The organism is Sphingobacterium sp. xlx-130 (genome assembly GCF_011007405.1).
Taxonomy (GTDB): domain Bacteria; phylum Bacteroidota; class Bacteroidia; order Sphingobacteriales; family Sphingobacteriaceae; genus Sphingobacterium; species Sphingobacterium luzhongxinii.
This window is the reverse complement of sequence record NZ_WFKN01000003.1, coordinates 38,808-56,547: the sequence shown is the minus strand read 5'-3', so window position 1 is coordinate 56,547 and position 17,740 is coordinate 38,808. Positions and strand designations below refer to the sequence as shown.

Annotated in this window: 14 protein-coding genes; 7 read left to right on the top strand and 7 right to left on the bottom strand. The window is 40.8% G+C overall.

Features of this window, described 5'->3' with window-relative positions:
• Positions 1 to 280 precede the first annotated feature (280 nt).
• From G7B18_RS03445 to G7B18_RS03420, 6 genes are all read right to left on the bottom strand, one after another.
• The gene (locus G7B18_RS03445; RefSeq protein WP_164108377.1) at positions 281 to 1,270 is read right to left on the bottom strand and encodes a diaminopimelate dehydrogenase; all 990 of its coding nucleotides are present in this window, start codon (positions 1,268 to 1,270) and stop codon (positions 281 to 283) included.
• A gap of 109 nt (positions 1,271 to 1,379) precedes the next feature.
• The gene (locus G7B18_RS03440) at positions 1,380 to 2,153 is read right to left on the bottom strand and encodes a TIGR03915 family putative DNA repair protein (RefSeq protein WP_164122071.1); all 774 of its coding nucleotides are present in this window, start codon (positions 2,151 to 2,153) and stop codon (positions 1,380 to 1,382) included.
• A 2-nt stretch (positions 2,154 to 2,155) separates the two neighbouring features.
• On the bottom strand, positions 2,156 to 3,403 hold the full coding sequence (locus G7B18_RS03435) for a putative DNA modification/repair radical SAM protein (RefSeq protein ID WP_164122070.1): 1,248 nt from the start codon (positions 3,401 to 3,403) through the stop codon (positions 2,156 to 2,158).
• A gap of 78 nt (positions 3,404 to 3,481) precedes the next feature.
• Positions 3,482 to 3,958 carry a carboxymuconolactone decarboxylase family protein gene (locus tag G7B18_RS03430; RefSeq protein ID WP_164108380.1) on the bottom strand — a complete coding sequence of 159 codons (477 nt, stop codon included), beginning with the start codon at positions 3,956 to 3,958 and terminating at the stop codon, positions 3,482 to 3,484.
• Positions 3,959 to 4,020: 62 nt separating this feature from the next.
• Positions 4,021 to 4,599, bottom strand: a complete 579-nt coding sequence (locus tag G7B18_RS03425; protein WP_164108381.1) for a Crp/Fnr family transcriptional regulator — start codon at positions 4,597 to 4,599, stop codon at positions 4,021 to 4,023.
• A gap of 235 nt (positions 4,600 to 4,834) precedes the next feature.
• On the bottom strand, positions 4,835 to 5,035 hold the full coding sequence (locus G7B18_RS03420) for a hypothetical protein (RefSeq protein ID WP_164108382.1): 201 nt from the start codon (positions 5,033 to 5,035) through the stop codon (positions 4,835 to 4,837).
• A 182-nt stretch (positions 5,036 to 5,217) separates the two neighbouring features.
• Here G7B18_RS03420 and G7B18_RS03415 point away from each other — a divergent pair, with 182 nt between their 5' ends.
• Together G7B18_RS03415 and pepF are read left to right on the top strand one after the other, a co-directional pair.
• A complete protein-coding gene (locus tag G7B18_RS03415) occupies positions 5,218 to 5,775 on the top strand; it encodes an NADPH-dependent FMN reductase (RefSeq protein WP_164108383.1) in 558 nt (185 codons plus the stop codon).
• A 135-nt stretch (positions 5,776 to 5,910) separates the two neighbouring features.
• The gene (gene pepF, locus G7B18_RS03410; protein ID WP_164108384.1) at positions 5,911 to 7,785 is read left to right on the top strand and encodes an oligoendopeptidase F; all 1,875 of its coding nucleotides are present in this window, start codon (positions 5,911 to 5,913) and stop codon (positions 7,783 to 7,785) included.
• A gap of 71 nt (positions 7,786 to 7,856) precedes the next feature.
• On the opposite strand, the gene G7B18_RS03405 is transcribed toward pepF, so the two are convergent.
• The gene (locus tag G7B18_RS03405; RefSeq protein WP_240452761.1) at positions 7,857 to 9,131 is read right to left on the bottom strand and encodes a DEAD/DEAH box helicase; all 1,275 of its coding nucleotides are present in this window, start codon (positions 9,129 to 9,131) and stop codon (positions 7,857 to 7,859) included.
• A gap of 236 nt (positions 9,132 to 9,367) precedes the next feature.
• Here G7B18_RS03405 and G7B18_RS03400 point away from each other — a divergent pair, with 236 nt between their 5' ends.
• The 5 genes from G7B18_RS03400 to G7B18_RS03380 all read left to right on the top strand — a co-directional run bounded on the left by G7B18_RS03400 (position 9,368) and on the right by G7B18_RS03380 (position 17,614).
• Positions 9,368 to 9,940, top strand: a complete 573-nt coding sequence (locus G7B18_RS03400) for an RNA polymerase sigma factor (RefSeq protein ID WP_164108385.1) — start codon at positions 9,368 to 9,370, stop codon at positions 9,938 to 9,940.
• Between the two features lie 195 nt (positions 9,941 to 10,135).
• Positions 10,136 to 11,308: a FecR family protein gene (locus G7B18_RS03395; RefSeq protein WP_164108386.1), complete on the top strand. Its 1,173-nt coding sequence runs from the start codon at positions 10,136 to 10,138 to the stop codon at positions 11,306 to 11,308.
• A gap of 106 nt (positions 11,309 to 11,414) precedes the next feature.
• On the top strand, positions 11,415 to 14,987 hold the full coding sequence (locus tag G7B18_RS03390; protein WP_205600158.1) for a TonB-dependent receptor: 3,573 nt from the start codon (positions 11,415 to 11,417) through the stop codon (positions 14,985 to 14,987).
• 15 nt (positions 14,988 to 15,002) lie between these two features.
• A complete protein-coding gene (locus G7B18_RS03385) occupies positions 15,003 to 16,769 on the top strand; it encodes a RagB/SusD family nutrient uptake outer membrane protein (protein WP_164122069.1) in 1,767 nt (588 codons plus the stop codon).
• On the top strand, positions 16,766 to 17,614 hold the full coding sequence (locus G7B18_RS03380) for an endonuclease/exonuclease/phosphatase family protein (RefSeq protein ID WP_164108388.1): 849 nt from the start codon (positions 16,766 to 16,768) through the stop codon (positions 17,612 to 17,614). Before G7B18_RS03385 ends, G7B18_RS03380 begins: the two co-directional genes overlap by 4 nt.
• Positions 17,615 to 17,740 lie beyond the last annotated feature (126 nt).

The window sequence follows — 17,740 nt, the reverse complement described above, 5'->3', positions numbered from 1 at the left end:
ATCCGGAATATCATTTTAATAGTTAAGACCTAGGGACTATCAGTAAGAAATAAACAAGCCAATACACGTTTTTCTTAGATTCATAATGCTCCGTCGCATTGCATCCGACCAATGCAGATTGGTAGACTATGCCGTCACCTCCCGACCGATATGGAGGGAGGTAGAAACTACATATTAATCCTGTACTGTTCATAGACCTCTCCACAAGGTCGAGGTGACGTTTACTTTGCTGTCCTTAAAACTCCATGGTGTTTGTTAAAAATCTAACCTCTCGAAATGATTATAATAAAGTTCGACGGAGCTCTTCGTCTGATTTGGGCGAGAGGTACGATAGTGGGATATCCAACACGGTACGAGCTCCGGATTGTCCTTGTCTGGCCATCTTGCCTACGGCACGGGCATACGCTACAAGCACACTTGCTGTAAACTCTGGATTACTTTCTAGTGCCAAACTAAATTCAATGCGCTGTTTTGCACCACTCCCGGAAACGCCGGATCGAAATACAATACCCCCATGAGGCATTGCCCCGTGGTTTTGTCTCAACTCTTCTTCGTTGATAAAATGTACCGTTGTTTCGTAATCAGCGAAATAATTGGGCATGGTCTTTATTGTGTTTTCAATAATACTGTGGTCTGCCCCGGTTTCTGCTACGACATAACAGACCCGTTTGTGTTTTTCTGCTGTTGACAGAATAGGGTTTTCTCCTGACCGCACCAACGCTAAAGCACGGTCTATTGGAATAGTATATTGGACGCCGTTTTTGACACCTTCTACTCGCCTTACTGCGTCTGAGTGCCCTTGGCTCAACCCCTTTCCCCAAAAAGTATAATCCTCACCATCAGGAAGGACACATTGTCCCATCAGTCTGGCCAGGGAAAATAATCCCGGATCCCAACCTGTAGCGATTAAGCTCAAGGTGTTGCTCGATTTTGCGGATTCATCAACGTTGGCAAAATATTCTGGTATTTTGGCATGGGTGTCAAAACTATCTACCGTATGGAACAGTTTGGATACTTCGAGGACCTGTTCAGGTAGATCCGTAGATGAACCTCCACATAGAATCATAACATCGACAAGGTCACCGTAATCTGTCAAGCGATTCATTGGTATTACCGGAGATTTACAATCAAGCGATGAGGGGTCTCTCCTTGTAAAGATAGCTACTAATTCCATGTCCGGATTTTGCTTTATCGCTTTTTCTACCCCTTTTCCAAGATTGCCATATCCAATGATACCGATTCTCAAAATATTCGTAGTCTTATTTTTCATATTAAGATTCTTAATTTTTTGTATAAAGCAGCGAATCTACAAAAAAAACAAAGATTTGAGCAGACTTATACAAATAGTTCGTATTTGTAGGAATGTATTTTGATACTTTTTAGCTCTTTTTCGTTTTCTCCGGAAGATATTTCCAATATCTTTTTGGAACATGGCGAAGATGCAGCTTTAGGTTTTTACGGGCTTCTATATTCGTACTCTGAAAATAACTCTGCCATAATACGGTGTAACAGTTATCATCTGCATCTAAGGTTATCGTTCCTGTTGATTTTTGTAATGCAGTTGATTGCTCCACACTTAGAGTCACTTCTGTGACACTGTAAAGATCATAATAAATACCATAGCAGCGCTTATTATCATAGATAAGCCAATGCTGATCAGCATATCTATCCCTAAAAAAGGAAATAATCAATGGCAGTACGTTGAAGTCTGGCTCTATAATGGCCACATACATCCCATTAGAATCTTTATGAAAGCGAACAAAAGCTTTCATACGATGACGCTCACGGCTCACTTTGCGAAGTGTTTGACGGAATAGTAAAACACGTTCATCTCCGTAGTTGTCCAAAAGCGTTGGACTATTAGTTTTGAATACAGCGATGATCAATTCAAAAATTATTTGATGTATTTTAGAGTCCTCTGCTAAAAAAGCTCGCCAAAAATCAATAGCTCCATTTTTTGTGAGCAACTTGGTTAGGCCATCGTTTACACGTCTAGCCTTTACTGCATCAGATGGGATCTTTTTAGCTGTTTCAAATAGAGACTCCTGAAAATCATATTCTACTTGTAGTTGTACGTCAAACTCTCTACATTCAAATACTGTAAAAATCGCTGTCAGCAGACCTTCATAGCTGCCGTCGTACCTGTAAATCATTTTTAGAATAAGGATAGTTGAGGCGTAACGGTCTTTTGGCGATTGGATCCCTGTAAGATATGTTTTCGAACGCTTTCCATTTGTATCGAACCTAACGGGATGAAAGAGTCTGCACAAACCATAAAGTGCTTTGCTCTGTTGTAAGCTATTCCCATTTTCTTGATTTGGTACTCGTGGAGTCTTCCGAACTTTCGGGCTTGGATTATCTTCATGGCGGACTGCCTTCCTATACCAGGAATCCGAATGATCATCCAATAATCGGCCTTATTTATATCGACGGGGAAGAACTGCGGATTGCGTAATGCCCAACTTAATTTAGGGTCAATCTCCAAATCCAGATGCTGAAAATCTGGATTCAGTACCTCCTGGATTTTGAATCCATAGAATCGCATAAGCCAGTCTGTTTGGTATAATCTGTTTTCGCGTACGAGCGGAGGTTTTGTCCCTATTTGAGGGAGGAGGTTATTTGTGTTGGATATGGGGATATATCCAGAGTAGTAAACTCTTTTTAAATTATAATTTTTATAAAAGTTGTCAGCTACCTGCATGATTTCATAGTCACTTTCTGCTGTCGCTCCAATAACCATCTGTGTGCTTTGTCCTGCCGGGACGAAATTAGGCGTATGTTTAATAAGTTTTTTTTCTTCTTTGTATTGTTTCAGTTTGTCATTGACAAATGCTAAAGGTTTTTTGACTGACTCATGATTCTTTTCTGGAGCCATAAGTTGGAGCCCTGCATCGGTAGGCAGCTCTAAATTGATACTCATTCGATCTACATAGAGACCGGCTTCCTGTATGAGTTCTTCACTCGCTCCGGGTATGGTTTTAAGATGTATGTAGCCGTTGTAGCGTTCTTCTGTACGTAGTTTTTTGACGATGCGTAATAGTCTCTCCATCGTATAGTCTGCACTTTTGAATATGCCAGAACTTAAAAACAAGCCTTCTATGTAGTTACGACGATAAAAATTCATTGTAAGCCTAACGACCTCTTCTACTGTAAATGCAGCACGTTGTACATCATTGCTCCGTCTGCTCACACAGAAGGCACAATCATATATACAGTGATTGGTCAATAGCAATTTTAATAAGGATACGCATCGGCCATCTTCGGTATAAGTGTGACAGATGCCTGAATATGACGCATCACCTATACCGCCTGTATTCTTTCTCTTTGAACCTGATGAGCTGCAGCTGACATCATATTTTGCTGCATCAGCGAGGATTCGTAGCTTTTCTTCTAATCTCTCCATAAAACAAACATACTAATTATATTAGTATGTTTTGTGGGTTGGTTGTGATTTTGCTAAGCTTTTTTAGTGAAGAATATTCTATAGGATTAGGTTGTCTAGCCCTAGAAGCTTATCCAATGACCCTGGTGCCGTGCGAAATCCTACTCCAAAGCGATTAAGCGCGTTAATCATTGTAATAATCATGGTCAGCTGCGTGATTTCTATGTCGTCGAAGTGCGATTTAACCGATTCATAAACGTCGTCGTTCGTGCTTTCAGGACTAAGCGTAGTCAGCGCTTCTGTCCATAATAGCGCTGCTTTTTCGCGTTCAGAGAATAGCGTGGATTCTTTCCAGGTATTTAAATGGAGTAGACGTAAAGCTCTTTCACTGTCTCGTATAGCTTGTTTGGAATGGATATCAATGCAAAACAAGCAACCATTGATCTGTGATGCCCGCAGTCGGACAAGGTGTACCAGAAGGTTGCTTAATTGGGATTTTCCCACCAATGCATCTAATTCCAAAAGTTTACGGTAAGCTTCTGGTGAAAATGAGCTGTAGTTTAAGCGTTGTGCCATATAATATCGTAATTTGTGTATTCAAAAGTACGCGCTGCAATGGAGGAAAAAGTTGAACAGGTTCAAGAAATATTTTTTCGTCTTAATTTGCTTACATATTCGGCTGAAAGTCCAAGATAGCTGGCAATAAGGTATTGTGGTACGCTGTTTACAAATTCAGGAAAGGAATCCCTAAATCTAAGATATATTTCCTCTTTAGAATAACTCAGTATATATTTCATTCTCGTCTGGTATGAGCCATAGGCAATCTGGTATACTGCCCTGAAATACGATTCCATTTTTGGAAAGCGGAGCAGAAGCTTTTCTCTATTTGGAAGAGATATACTTAGTAGTTCCGAATTTTCTATCGCTTGAATATAGAAGTCGGTAGGTTGCCCTCTTTGTAATGCTATATAGTCTGCTATCCACCAGTTTTTTAGTGCAAATTGAACCGTATGTTCAACCCCTTGGTGATCGACAAAATACATGTGGACACAGCCCGTCAAGATGAAGTAATCATTCACAAACCGATCTCCGGCTCGCATTAAAATTCCTTTCTTTGGAATGTCTTCTCGTTCAAAATAGCCGATGATCTCTGTAAATTCATTTTCCGTCAGTGGAATAAATTGATTGATATGTTGGAATAGTATGTTGTTTCTCATCCATTAGTTATTTTTTACTATTTTATGTTATTCTATGCTTCGCAATATAAGGCTTAAATTTATTTTTCCATGTTGGCTGATTTCTTCTCGCTATCCGTGAAGTGCATTCTTTTGAGTTAGCTTTTTGAATCACATTGTAGTCATGATCATAATAAAAAAAACATTCCATTTTATCGAATAATCATCGATCTCCATTTCCAGTCCCTGCAAAGCACCAAAGACCCGCATTTGAAAATTATTTGGATTCATTTACCGCTTCAACAGAACTGTACAATATACTATCACCAGAGATTTCTATTGTTTTGATCTGTGTTACCATACTTCGATGCCGTTCCGGGAATGGGAAATCAACGGATTTTGGAAAATTTTGAACTGAAAATTCTTGAATAGTTATTTCCTTGTCGATTGTGATATCTTTCTTTATAACAAACTGCATACTTTTTTATATTAAAACCAACGATTAAAATTAATAGTTTGTTTGTGGAGCCATATCCCTGAATACAATAATTTTTTAGTTGTAGTGATTTTCAGGGGGGCTGTCCAAACATTTGGAACATCTCACTGTTCTATATTTAAGTTTAATACAAGGAGAGATATACATTTAAATAGGTTAAGGTCATGGAAATAAAAAAAATAGGTATAGTCGTCGGATCTATTCGCAGAGATGCGTACACCGGAATGGTCGCAGATTATTTAAGTCAGCATACGCCTGAGGGGTACCAGTTTGAACGTATTGGCATCGCCGATCTCCCGCTTTACAATCAGGACTATGATGTGAACGGGGAGCCGGATAGTTATGCCCCGTTTAGGTCCCAGGTAAAATCTTTGGACGGGGTAATATTTATCACTCCCGAACATAATCGCTCTATACCAGCGGCATTGAAGAATGCACTAGATGTGGGATCGCGCCCTTATGGCAAGAACGTCTGGAATGGCAAGCCGGCTATGGTTATCTCTTCATCTATAAGTGGTCTTTCCGGATTCGGCGCCAATCACCACTTAAGACAAGTCCTCACATTTCTCAATATGCCTACCTTACAACAGCCGGAAGTATATCTGGCTAATATACAGGATTGTTTTAAAGAAGATGGAACTTTAGTTAAAGAGGGTTATGGTGAATTTTTGCAAAAAGCATTAATCGCTTATTTGGACTTTGCAAAGAAATTTGGGGGGTGATTCTGGTTAAATAGGAGAGAGGTGCTATGAGTGCTTTTGATATGTCCGTGTATGTGGTTCAAGTGCAGATGTTTTTAATTCTAATGGAAGATAAATTTTGTAAATTCGCGGCACAAACTAGACATTGATAAAGTTATGTTTAAGAAAACGCAATTGATTACTGCTGCAATGTTATTTTCAACGACAGTTGCAGTCAGCCAAATGAAGGTTCGGGATGAACTTCCTGATAAATACAAATGGGATTTGAGCCCGCTGTATGCTACAGATGATGTATGGAAGGAAGAGAAAGCCCGTGTACAACAGAAAATGCAACAAGTAGCTTCCTACAAGGGTAAATTGACCCAGTCTGCTAGCATACTTCTGGAAGCATTGGATCTGAATAGTGCGTTGATTAAAGACATGGTTAGGTTGTCTTCATATGCTTCAATGAAATCGGATCAAGATACACGCGTGACCAAATACGCAGGTATGAAGCAAGAGTTACAACAACTATTTGCGGAATTCGGGGCGTTGACCTCGTTTATGGAGCCTGAGTTACTAACCCTACAGGAAGAGCAGCTAAAAACTTTTATTGGACAGGAGAAGGCACTTTCTACTTATGAGTTTTATATCAAGGATTTACTTCGCAAACGGGCACATAGAGGCTCAGAGGAAGTTGAAAAGATAATGGCTTATTCGTCGTTGATGTCGGGCAATGCGGCAAATATATTCAATACATTTTCGAATGCGGAGTTCCCATATCCTGATGTTGACCTAAAAGGAAAACGCGTTAAGCTCAATGCAGCCAATTTTTCCTTGTACAGAGCTAGTGAAGACCGTGAGGTACGGAGTAAAGTATTCGCTGCCTATTTTGGTAAGTTAAATGAGTTTCAGCGTACTTTTGGTGCTCAGCTTTATGGCAATATTAATGCGGCCCTCTTTACAACAAAAGCCAGAAACTACAAAAGTACTTTAGAACGGGCTCTCGATGATGGTAATATTTCGACAGCTGTGTTTCACAATCTCGTCAAAAATGTAAATGGTAATTTAGAAACCTTCCATCGCTATCTAAATCTTCGCAAACGCATGATGGGGGTGGATACCTTGCATTACTATGATCTTTATGCCCCTTTGGTGGACAAAGTTGATTTAGAATATACGGTAGAGGAAGCTGTCAGCAATATCCTACAATCGTTGAAGCCTTTAGGTACTGCCTATACTGATGTGTCTAAAAAGGCTTTCAATGAAAGATGGATCGATATGTATCCGAATGAAGGTAAGCGATCGGGGGCCTACTCCAACGGATCGGCCTACGATGTGCATCCCTACATTCTCATGAATTATAACGGCAAGTACAATGACATGTCTACGCTGACTCATGAACTGGGACATACCATGCATAGTTATCTGACGAACAAAAAGCAGCATTTTGCCAACGCGGATTATTCGATTTTTGTTGCGGAGGTAGCTTCCACATTGAATGAGGAGCTATTGAACGATTACATGCTTAAACAGATCAAAGACGATAAGGTACGTTTAGCTATTTTGGGTAATTACCTCGAAGGTGCGAAAGGTACATTATTCCGCCAGACGCAGTTTGCTGAATTCGAATCCATGATCCATGACAAAGTCGCTAAGGGAGAAGCGCTGACCGGCGAGGACTTCGATAATATGTATCTGAAACTTACTCGAAAATATTATGGACACGATAAGAATATCTGTATCGTCGACGATTACGTGAAGTCTGAATGGTCTTATATTCCGCACTTTTATTACAATTTTTACGTATATCAGTATGCGACATCCTTCACAGCTTCTACGGCTCTCTCAGAGAAAGTGTTGCGTGGTACCGATGCTGACCGTAAGAGATATCTTGATTTTCTAACTTCTGGTAGCACTAAATATCCGGTTGATTTATTGGTAGATGCTGGTGTAAATATGAATACATCCGAGCCTTTTGATCTGACAATCGCAAAGATCAATAAAGTGATGTCAGAGATGGAAGCTATTCTCACTAGGATGGGGAAATAGTTATATTGCCTTTCGCAAAATGAATAAAAGCCGTAGTGATACGGCTTTTATTCTATACAGTATTTTGAGATTTACCGTTTCTTATTTTTCATTGTCATTTTGGCTTTTACTCCGCCTCCGTAGTTGTAGGTCTTGCTATTACTTTCCTTTTTCTCGTGAAAAGCTCCGCCTTGAGATTCGTCTATCTTGCTTTTGGTCTTTGCATTATTGGACGGACGATAGATAACAAGATCTTCCGGCAGAGGCATCACGGGGATTTTTTTGCCTATAGACTGTTCGATCTTTTTCACCTCTGGAAGCTCAATATCTGTCGCGAAGGTGATTGCAATGACTTCGTCGTCAGATTTTTTTGTAATGTGATCGACAAAAACATCTCCATTCTCCGGTACTTCAAAATGAAATATAAATGGTATCCCACTTAAATCGATGTCTTTTGTTCCTTCATTTGCTACAATCAGTATCCTACACTCGGGGATTTGTTTGAATTCATTGATGTCATCAATCCCGGAGTCGTCATGAAAAAAAGGATGTAATACGGTGGCTTCTCCCTTTTTAGCGTGTAGACTTTCACTCAGTTTTTGTGCTGTCAACCTACTATTCACAAATACCACTACTTTATCAAATACCTCTTCGTCGCGCATCAACGCGTTTAGGAGATTTATTTTTGTGGTAAAGTTAGGAACCTGGTATAGTATCAGTTCGTGTGTTTCCGTCGTTTTTTCGCCCAGTTCGTCTACCTCAATTAGCGTTGCGACAGGCATAAAATCATCAATCATCAGGTGCAGCTTCTCATGTTCTACGGTGCTAAACGCCAGATATTGGACTTTTCCACAACTTTGAGCCAGTTCTCTTACTGTATTTTGCATTCCTTGCTTGATGATCTCGTCGGCATCATCAATGACAAAAGTCTGGATACGATTTAAATTAAGACCTAATTTTAGATATATAGCACGGGCGCGAGTTGGAGTAGCGACTACAATATCTACGCCGCGTACCAGTTCTTCAATCTCTTCTTCTACACTTCCGGCTGTTTTGAGCCCCATGATATAGAGGTTTCTATTGGCACTGATCGTTAGAAAACGATCAACTATTTCAGCAACTTTTTCTTCGTTAGGAGCCAGGATTAACACTTTAGGAGCCTCATCATGTGTGTATTTTAAGCGCATCAATACCCCCAGGACATATGTCGTTGTTTTTCCTGCCCCTTCTGGCGCGATACCTATGATACTGTGTCCACCGACAATTCGGGAGAGCGATTTTAACTGGAATTCCTTTGCTGTCAAATATCCCAGATCATTCATGGTTGCATGAAGACGTTTACTAAGCTTTAATTTCTCTAATGACACTGTCGAATGATTTAATATATCAAATCACAAAGGTAGATAAAATACTTTTCTTTTGTACGGCCTATCTAACCAAACAAATCATCTCGGTACTTGTTAACCAAATAGGAGGATATTGTTTTTGCAATTATTAAGCCTTCCATCTGTCCTAAAGATTAACATTTACTTAAAAGTACATTAATATAATGTTGATGGATCATTGCTTACTTTATACCTGATTTAAATAGTTACCTAATGGCATGAATCGACAATTGAATATGGATTTGACAAATGATGAGTTTCAGCAGTTCTTAACTGGAGACGAATTCGTCTTTCGAAAGGTTTTCAATAGCTATCATCAGGTGTTGTACCGTTATGCCTATGCGGTAGTCAAATGCGATTTCGAAGCCGAAGAGGTCGTACAAGAAGCCTTTATCCAACTTTTTAAGGGATGTCAAAATATGAAAGAATCCAGGCAGCTTTATCCATACCTATTTGTTATTGTCAAACGCCAACTGATTCAAATCTTTCGTAAAAAACTTGTTCAAGCAAAATATAACAGTTATATCGAACAAAATTGGACAGAATCAAGTCGTTGTACCCAACAGCAGTTAGAGGTTAATGACCTCAGCAATCTCTTGCAGTCTGCAATGGAAGATTTATCTGTCAAGGAAAAGGAAATGTATACACTCAATAAGATTAGTGGTCTTAGTTACGATGAGATTTCTGATTTTACCGGTGCATCGAGAAATACAATCAAAAATCAGATTATATCTGCTTCGAAAAAAATAAGGTTACAACTCCAAAAGTATTATTTTCTTTTTTTGTTTTAATTCTTGTTTTCTTTTCTCTCCTTATATAGTTTATCGTACTTATTCTTGCTGGTATAAATAGTATGTTAACTTTGCTTTACCACTAAACCAGTGGATTTCCTGTCTCTATGCGTATAGTTTTAAAAAAAATCTAAGATATAATAGTCCTCCCGGTATCCCTTCAGCTAGTATAATATTAAAAGCAAGGTATTATCAGTGACAAAAGATCAGTTATTCCGTTTATTTATAGCCTTTCGTGATGGAAATATCAGTGAGGAAGAACTACATACATTAACAAAATTTGTAAACCAGGATGCTGAGGATCAGTGGTTGGATCAATTGATCGATTCCTTCAAGGACGAAGAGTCCCAACAGGCACTATCTTCTTTGCGCTCAGAGCGTATGTTTGATCGTATTATGCGATCCGTGAATGAATCCAGCGTGCCTGTATCGCATTTTAAAAACTTTAGATTATGGTATGGAACGGTAGCAGCCTTATTGCTACTATGTTTTAGCTTATTGTTTTATTCTGAATCTAAGAGAACGGAAGAGTCAACAGATATCTCGGGGGTGGTTTTGCCAGGTAGTCCGAAGGGAAATTTACTATTGGATAATGGAGAACTCATCGATTTGGATAAACTTAATGTAGACACAACGATCGTACTTGAGGGCTACAACGTTACTAAGGACAGGCACGGCGAACTATCTTACACCTTGACTAGCACCGGCCCTTCCGACCGCGTAATATATAATACTATTGTGACGCCCAAAGGTGGCGAGTATAAACTATGCCTCCCGGATGGTACCTACATCTGGGTCAATTCCTCATCTCAATTAAAATACCCGTTGAATTTTGGGAAGGAGCGACGTGTAGTGGAGCTGGAGGGCGAGGCCTTTTTTGAGGTAGCTAGACTGGCGATAGGTCAAAAGTATATTCCATTTATCGTAAAGACCCGTCAGCAAGAGCTTGAGGTATTGGGTACTGCATTCAATATCAATAGCTATGACCCTGAGATACGCACTACCTTGGTCGAGGGGACGGTACGATTGCGGTTTGACAATATACAGCAACAGTTGCTAAAGCCTAATCAGCAAGCAATCTATAATCCGCACAAAGATGAGGTGTCTGTAAAGCCTATTGATCCATTTTATACGGTTGCTTGGCGAAATGGATCCTTTGCGTTCGACAATGTTAATCTTTATGATGTGATGGCTACGATAGCCCGATGGTACGACGTAAAAGTCGATTATCAGGGAGATTTTAAGGAGGTTTATTTTTCAGGAACGATCTCCCGTTACGCAGACATTAATAAACTATTAAAACTAATTACCCTGACTGGGGGTGTTCAATTTGAACTGAAAGAAAGGAGGGTATCTGTTATGAAATAATTTCAAAATGGATAGCTAAAGATTCAGGAGCGTTGCGACCGCCCCTGAAATTTAGTCGTATAAAAAGACTATCGATTGAAAGATTAACGAATAAAAAAACAACCAGATGCAAATTAACAAAAAAAATCTGGTAGGATGTTCTGTTGTTTTGCAGGAGCATACTACCAAAATCCCAATAGCTATGAAATTGTCGTTGGCAATACCGCTTTTATTGGCTGCAAGTCTACAAGTTAATGCGTTTACTTTTGGACAGCATATCACACTGAATAAGAAAAATGTCAAGCTGGAATCTGTCTTGAAAGATTTGCAAAAGCAGACCGGTTATAACATCTTCTACGCACAGTCCTTGTTATCCAATAAGAAAAGGATAGACGTAAATTACAGCAATGAGCCTTTAGAGAAAGTTTTAAGGAGTATTTTGTCTGCGCATCAATTGAACTACCAAATTGTCGATAAAGACATTATACTAACAAGAGGTACGGAAACTGTAAGACCTACTGTTGGATCATCTTCAATAGTGGCTTTACAGCAGAAAACCTATTCGGGGGTTGTATCCGATAGCAAAGGGCAACCGATAGAAAATGTAACAATCACTGAAAAAGGCAAAACTAACCGTACACTTACCAATGCAAATGGACAGTTTGAGATCCAAAGCACCGCCGCAGATCCAGTTTTCCAGTTTTCGATCCTAGGTTTTCAGACCAAAGAGATTAAGCTAAGTAGAGGGAAGATGACGCAGGTGTCTATGCAGGAGTCCGTGCAGGATATGGATGAGGTTGTGGTTGTGGGGTATGGTCAGCAGAAGAAGGTAAATCTTACTGGTGCCGTGGATCAAGTGACATCCGAAGTTTTTGAAAATAGACCGATTACCAATGTAGCGCAGGGGCTCGTGGGGGTTGTGCCTAATTTGAATATTCAGATGCTCGACGGTAAGCCCAATCAATCACCTGGTTTTAATGTACGTGGTACTACCTCTATTGGTCAAAAAGGGGATGCTTTGGTGCTTATAGATGGTGTAGAGGGAGATCCCATGATGCTCAACCCCAATGATATTGAGACGATATCTGTTCTTAAAGATGCTGCATCTGCTTCCATTTATGGAGCACGTGCTGCTTTTGGTGTGGTATTAATTACAACTAAATCGGCTAAAGAAGGTAAGACATCAATCACTTACAGCACGAATCTTTCTATCAAGTCACCAACTACTGTTCCGGACAATATTACCGACTCATACCCCTGGGCCAAAGGTTTTAATGATGCTTGGTCCCGCTGGAATGATAGTGGTACGACACCTACAGCAATCAACAAGACCTTGCCTTTTTCGCAGGCCTATCTCGCGGAGATAAAGCGCCGATGGGAGGATCCCACGTTGCCGCGAGTTGATGTCAACCCAACTACCGGAGAGTATATGTACTTCTACAGTACGGATTGGTATAAGGAATTGTATAAGGATAATTTTATCGCACAGGATCATAATATTTCGTTGTCCGGTGGCAACGATAAGGCGGTGTTTTATCTGAGTGGACGCTACAACGGGCAGGATGGACTGTTTCGGTACAGCGAAGACAAGTATGATATGTATAACCTACGCGCTAAGGGTTCTATCCAATTGACTGATTGGTTACAGGTCGATAACAATACTGAATATTCCAAGATGCAATATTTTCAACCGATCAACGTCGGCGAGGGGAGTGGCGTATGGCGCAATATTGCTGACGAGGGTCACCCGCTGGCACCTTTGCTAAATCCAGATGGCACCTTGTCCTTTTCATCTGCCTATACGGTAGGGGATCACTATATTGGCAAGAATGGCATAAGCTCTGATCATCGTTTTTTGAAAAATAGGACAGGAGCTGTAGCTAGTTTTTTTGATAAATCGTTGAATTTTAGAGCTGATTTTACTTTTCAAAGCACGGATATTGGATCGCAGCAGAACAGAGTTCAGGTGCCATACAGCCGCTACGAAGGTGTGATCGGTTATACAGGTACCAATACCAACGATCTACAGGAGAGACGGAGAACTACCGAATACATGGCTACCAATATCTATGCAGACTATAAGACCGCTCTTGCAGATAGTCACCATTTAGCTTTCTTGGTGGGGTACAACTACGAACAGTCGAAATATAAAAATCTGACGGCTCAGCGCAATGGTATCGTATATGCCGATGCCAGCGACATTAACCTAGCGCTGGGGCAGAGTATTGTAACTACCGGAGGCTACAGAAAATGGGCGATAGCAGGAGGTTTTTTTCGAATCAATTATGACTTCAAAGAACGGTATCTGTTGGAGATAAATGGCCGTTACGATGGTTCTTCTAAATTTCCTTCCGATCAACAGTGGGCATTCTTTCCTTCTGCATCAGCAGGTTGGCGTATTTCAGAAGAGGAATTCTGGAAAGTGGATCCGAAATACATCTCCAATCTGAAACTGAGAGCCTCGTATGGCAGGTTAGGCAATGGAAATATCGATCCCTACACCTTTATGGAAAACTTTAAAATTACGCAGTCGGGAAGAATTATAAATGGTGTACGACCGCAGAAGACCGAGCAGCCCAATGTGGTGCCGGATGGTTTAACATGGGAAAAATCGGCAAGCAGTAATATCGGTCTTGAATTTGGCTCTTTCAGCAATCGCTTACAGGTTACTATGGACTACTATAAGCGAGCTACTACCGACATGTTTACGGTGGGACCGACGCTGCCTGCTATATTCGGAACAGAGGTTCCAAAAGGCAACTATGCGGATTTAGAGACGAGGGGATGGGAACTTAGTGTAAGCTGGAAAGATCAATTTGAGTTGAAAAATAAGCCTTTTAAGTATGATTTACGTGTGGTATTGTCGGATTATCAAGCCGAGATTACCAAGTATAACAATGCCGACATGCGCTTGAACGATTATTATGTGGGACAAAAGCTTGGCGAGATCTGGGGGTATCAAGTAGAAGGTTTGTTCCGGTCGGAAGAAGAAATTAAGAATTCGCCTTCGCAATCAAATATCCCAAATACCAACACCCGTAAAAACTATCCAGGGGATCTTAAATTCAAAGATCTGGATGGTGACGGAGTGATCTACCAAGGATTGAATGAGGCCGACAACTCGGGTGATAAGACTATTATCGGAAATTCGACGAGTAGATACTCATTTGGTGTCAATCTGGGCGGAGAGTGGAATGGTATATTTGTGTCCGCATTTTTCCAAGGAGTCTTAAAACAAGATTGGTATCCCGCGCCGGAGTCCCGCTTCTGGGGGCAGTACAATCGTCCATACAATTCATATCCAAGATGGCATGAAGCCAATATGTTTAGAGAAGAATTGGGCAATTATGATGCCTACTTACCTCGTTTGGTTGGTTATATTGCTCAGGGTTCAGGACGTGCATTGAATACTCCAAATGACAGGTTTCTACAAAATGCAGCCTATATCCGTTTACGCAATCTACAGGTAGGATACAATCTCCCCCAAAAAGTAGCCGCCAAAATAAAGGCATCTAATCTTAAACTATACATGTCGGCAGAAAATATCTGGACTTGGTCTCCTATGTACAAATGGACGAAGGATACGGATGTAACTAATATTTATGGTTCAGATAGAGATCTGAGTGGGGGCAACAGTGGAGACGGATACAATTATCCAATGTTGAAAGCTGTTTCTTTCGGTCTGATGGTGGGATTTTAATCAATAATAGAAAACATGAAAACACTTAACCATATTTTTGTTGTATTTGCACTGTTTACCATGGCATCATGCGATCTGGAAGAGATGCCAGTAGATACAGCTACCAACCAAGCGATATTTGAATCTGTAGGAGGGCTGGAGCTTTATTCCAATTCCTTTTACGATATCCTACCCAGTACCGATGTAGGGGTGTTTCAGCGTGACGACCTCTCAGATCTTGTCGCTCGCAATGGTGTAGATGACTTTTTGACGCCCAATGCACTGAGCCCCATTACCAGTGGAGGATGGGACTGGAAAGACCTTAGGAATATCAACTATTTTATCGAGAATGCGAATAAAAGCGCCGTCGCAAACAAGAACCATTTTGTAGGAGTAGCGCGATTTTTTAGGGCATTGTTCTATTTTGAAAAAGTCAAGCGATTTGGTGATGTGCCTTGGGTAGATCAGACTATTGCTATTGATAATGACGCTGTACTGTATGCTAAACGGGATGATAGATTTCTGGTGATGGACAAGGTTCTGGCAGATTTGGATTACGCTATAGAGCATATTGAGCTCACTACCGATCCTTCGGCTACACGTATTACCAAAAGTGTAGCGCGCGCCTACAAAACACGTATATGCTTGCATGAAGCTTCGTTTCGTAAATACCATGTAGATTACAATAAACAGTCTACCGCACAACAATGGTACCGTGAAGTGGTCAAGGAAGCGAATGCGATCGCTGGATTTGTCTTGCATAAATCCTCGGATGTAGAAAAGTCCTATCGAGAGTTGTTTATTGCGAAGACACCTTTTGTTGATGAGACTCTGCTAGCCGTAGTGCTCAATGCTAATTTACAGGTTTTTAGTTCTGCCAATAGAAGGTTTATCAGTCCTACCTACGGTAATAGGCCCAGTCTTACTCGCGATTTTGTAAAGATGTATCTCAATGCCGATGGTTCGCGTTTTACCGACGACCCTAATTACAAAACAAAACCCTTCGTAGACGAAGTGAAAAATCGGGATCTAAGATTGAAGCAGACGATTCGCTCAGGAAATTATGCACGTACCGAGAATGGTGTGCCCGTTATTTCGGCTCCTAATTTCACACAGACTTATACCGGGTACCAGCCTATTAAATGGTGTTATGATGAGCGCTTTCCGTATGATGATGAAAGTCGCAACGATAATGCACACATCATTATGCGGTGGGGAGAAATCCTGCTCAATAAAGCTGAAGCATTAGCCGAACTAGGCGAGATGACACCAAGCGAGTGGAATAATACCATAGCGGCACTTCGAGAGCGTGCCGGTATACCTGCAGGGGCTGCAAGACAACTGCCTACGGTAGCCGATCCCTACCTGCTTAACTACTACAAAGGACGATTTAGCGATCCTATTTTGCTAGAAATCATTCGTGAACGGGCTGTTGAAATGATTTTTGAGGGGTTGCGCACCGATGATCTGATCCGTTGGAGACTGGGAGAGCTATTTCAGACATCTGCAATGAATGGAATGTATGTGCCTGGACTGGGGGAATATGATCTTAATGGTGACGGTAAGAAGGATGTTTATTTTTACCAGGGACAAAAGCCGACTTCCAGTACGGCGGGTATAGCATTCGTTAATGTAAGTCCTTCTACGTCAGTAGGCCAATTACAATTGTCCAACGGCACTTCAGGAGAGGTATTATGGAACCCAGGCGTGCGTAAATGGGAGGATAGAAAGTATCTATACCCAATTCCGCAAAATGCAAAAGATAGAAACAATAATTTAGGACAAAATAAAGGTTGGGAATGAAAAAATTAGTTATCGCATGCCTACTGATAATTGGCATTGCCGGGACAACTCAAGCACAGCATAAAGAACAGCGTACTTACCAGGTAGCCACATTTAATATCCGGATGGATACCGAAAAAGATGGTCTTGATGCATGGTCTTATCGCAGAGATATGGTCAATGGACTGCTAAAGTACCATGAACTGGATATCATCGGCACACAAGAAGGTTTTAAACATCAACTCGATGATATATCACGTATTGATTACCTCAAGTATGTTGGTGTGGGGCGTGATGACGGCCAACAAGGAGGAGAGCATTCTGCTATATTTTATAATATACATAAATTTGATGTCTTGGACAAGGGGGATTTCTGGTACAGCGAGACGCCAGACAAACCTGGTAAAGGCTGGGATGCGGTCTGTTGCAATAGAATCTGCTCTTGGGTTATGTTGAAGGATAAAGCGAATGGGAAGCGGTTTTTTGTATTTAGTTCGCACTTCGATCACCAAGGGGTAAAAGCAAGAGCAGAGTCTGCCAAACTAATGCTTAAGAAAATAGCCGAAATTTCAAAAGGAGCCCCGGTCATTGCGTTAGGGGATTTCAATGCTACTCCTGATAGTGAGCCTATTATTACAATCAAGCAGAGCCTGAAAGATGCCTTCGAAATTAGTCAGACAGCACCTTATGGACCTGTCGGTACTACCAATGCGTTCAAGTGGGATGCTCCTATGAAACAACGCATCGATTATATTTTTGTGAACGAAAGTGTTCAGGTGTTGAAGTACGCTTCATTGGTCGATGCCTTACATATGCGTTTCCCTTCGGATCATCTTCCTGTAGTTGCGAAGGTCAAGTTCGATTAGATTGATCGAGTTATAAGATTTCTTTAGTGACCGTTTAGGTTCTGATATTGTATCTGTACAATTTTGATACCTAAACGGTCTTTTACATGCTATTTGGTGTATATTTCGAAGGCTTGCATCTTTTTT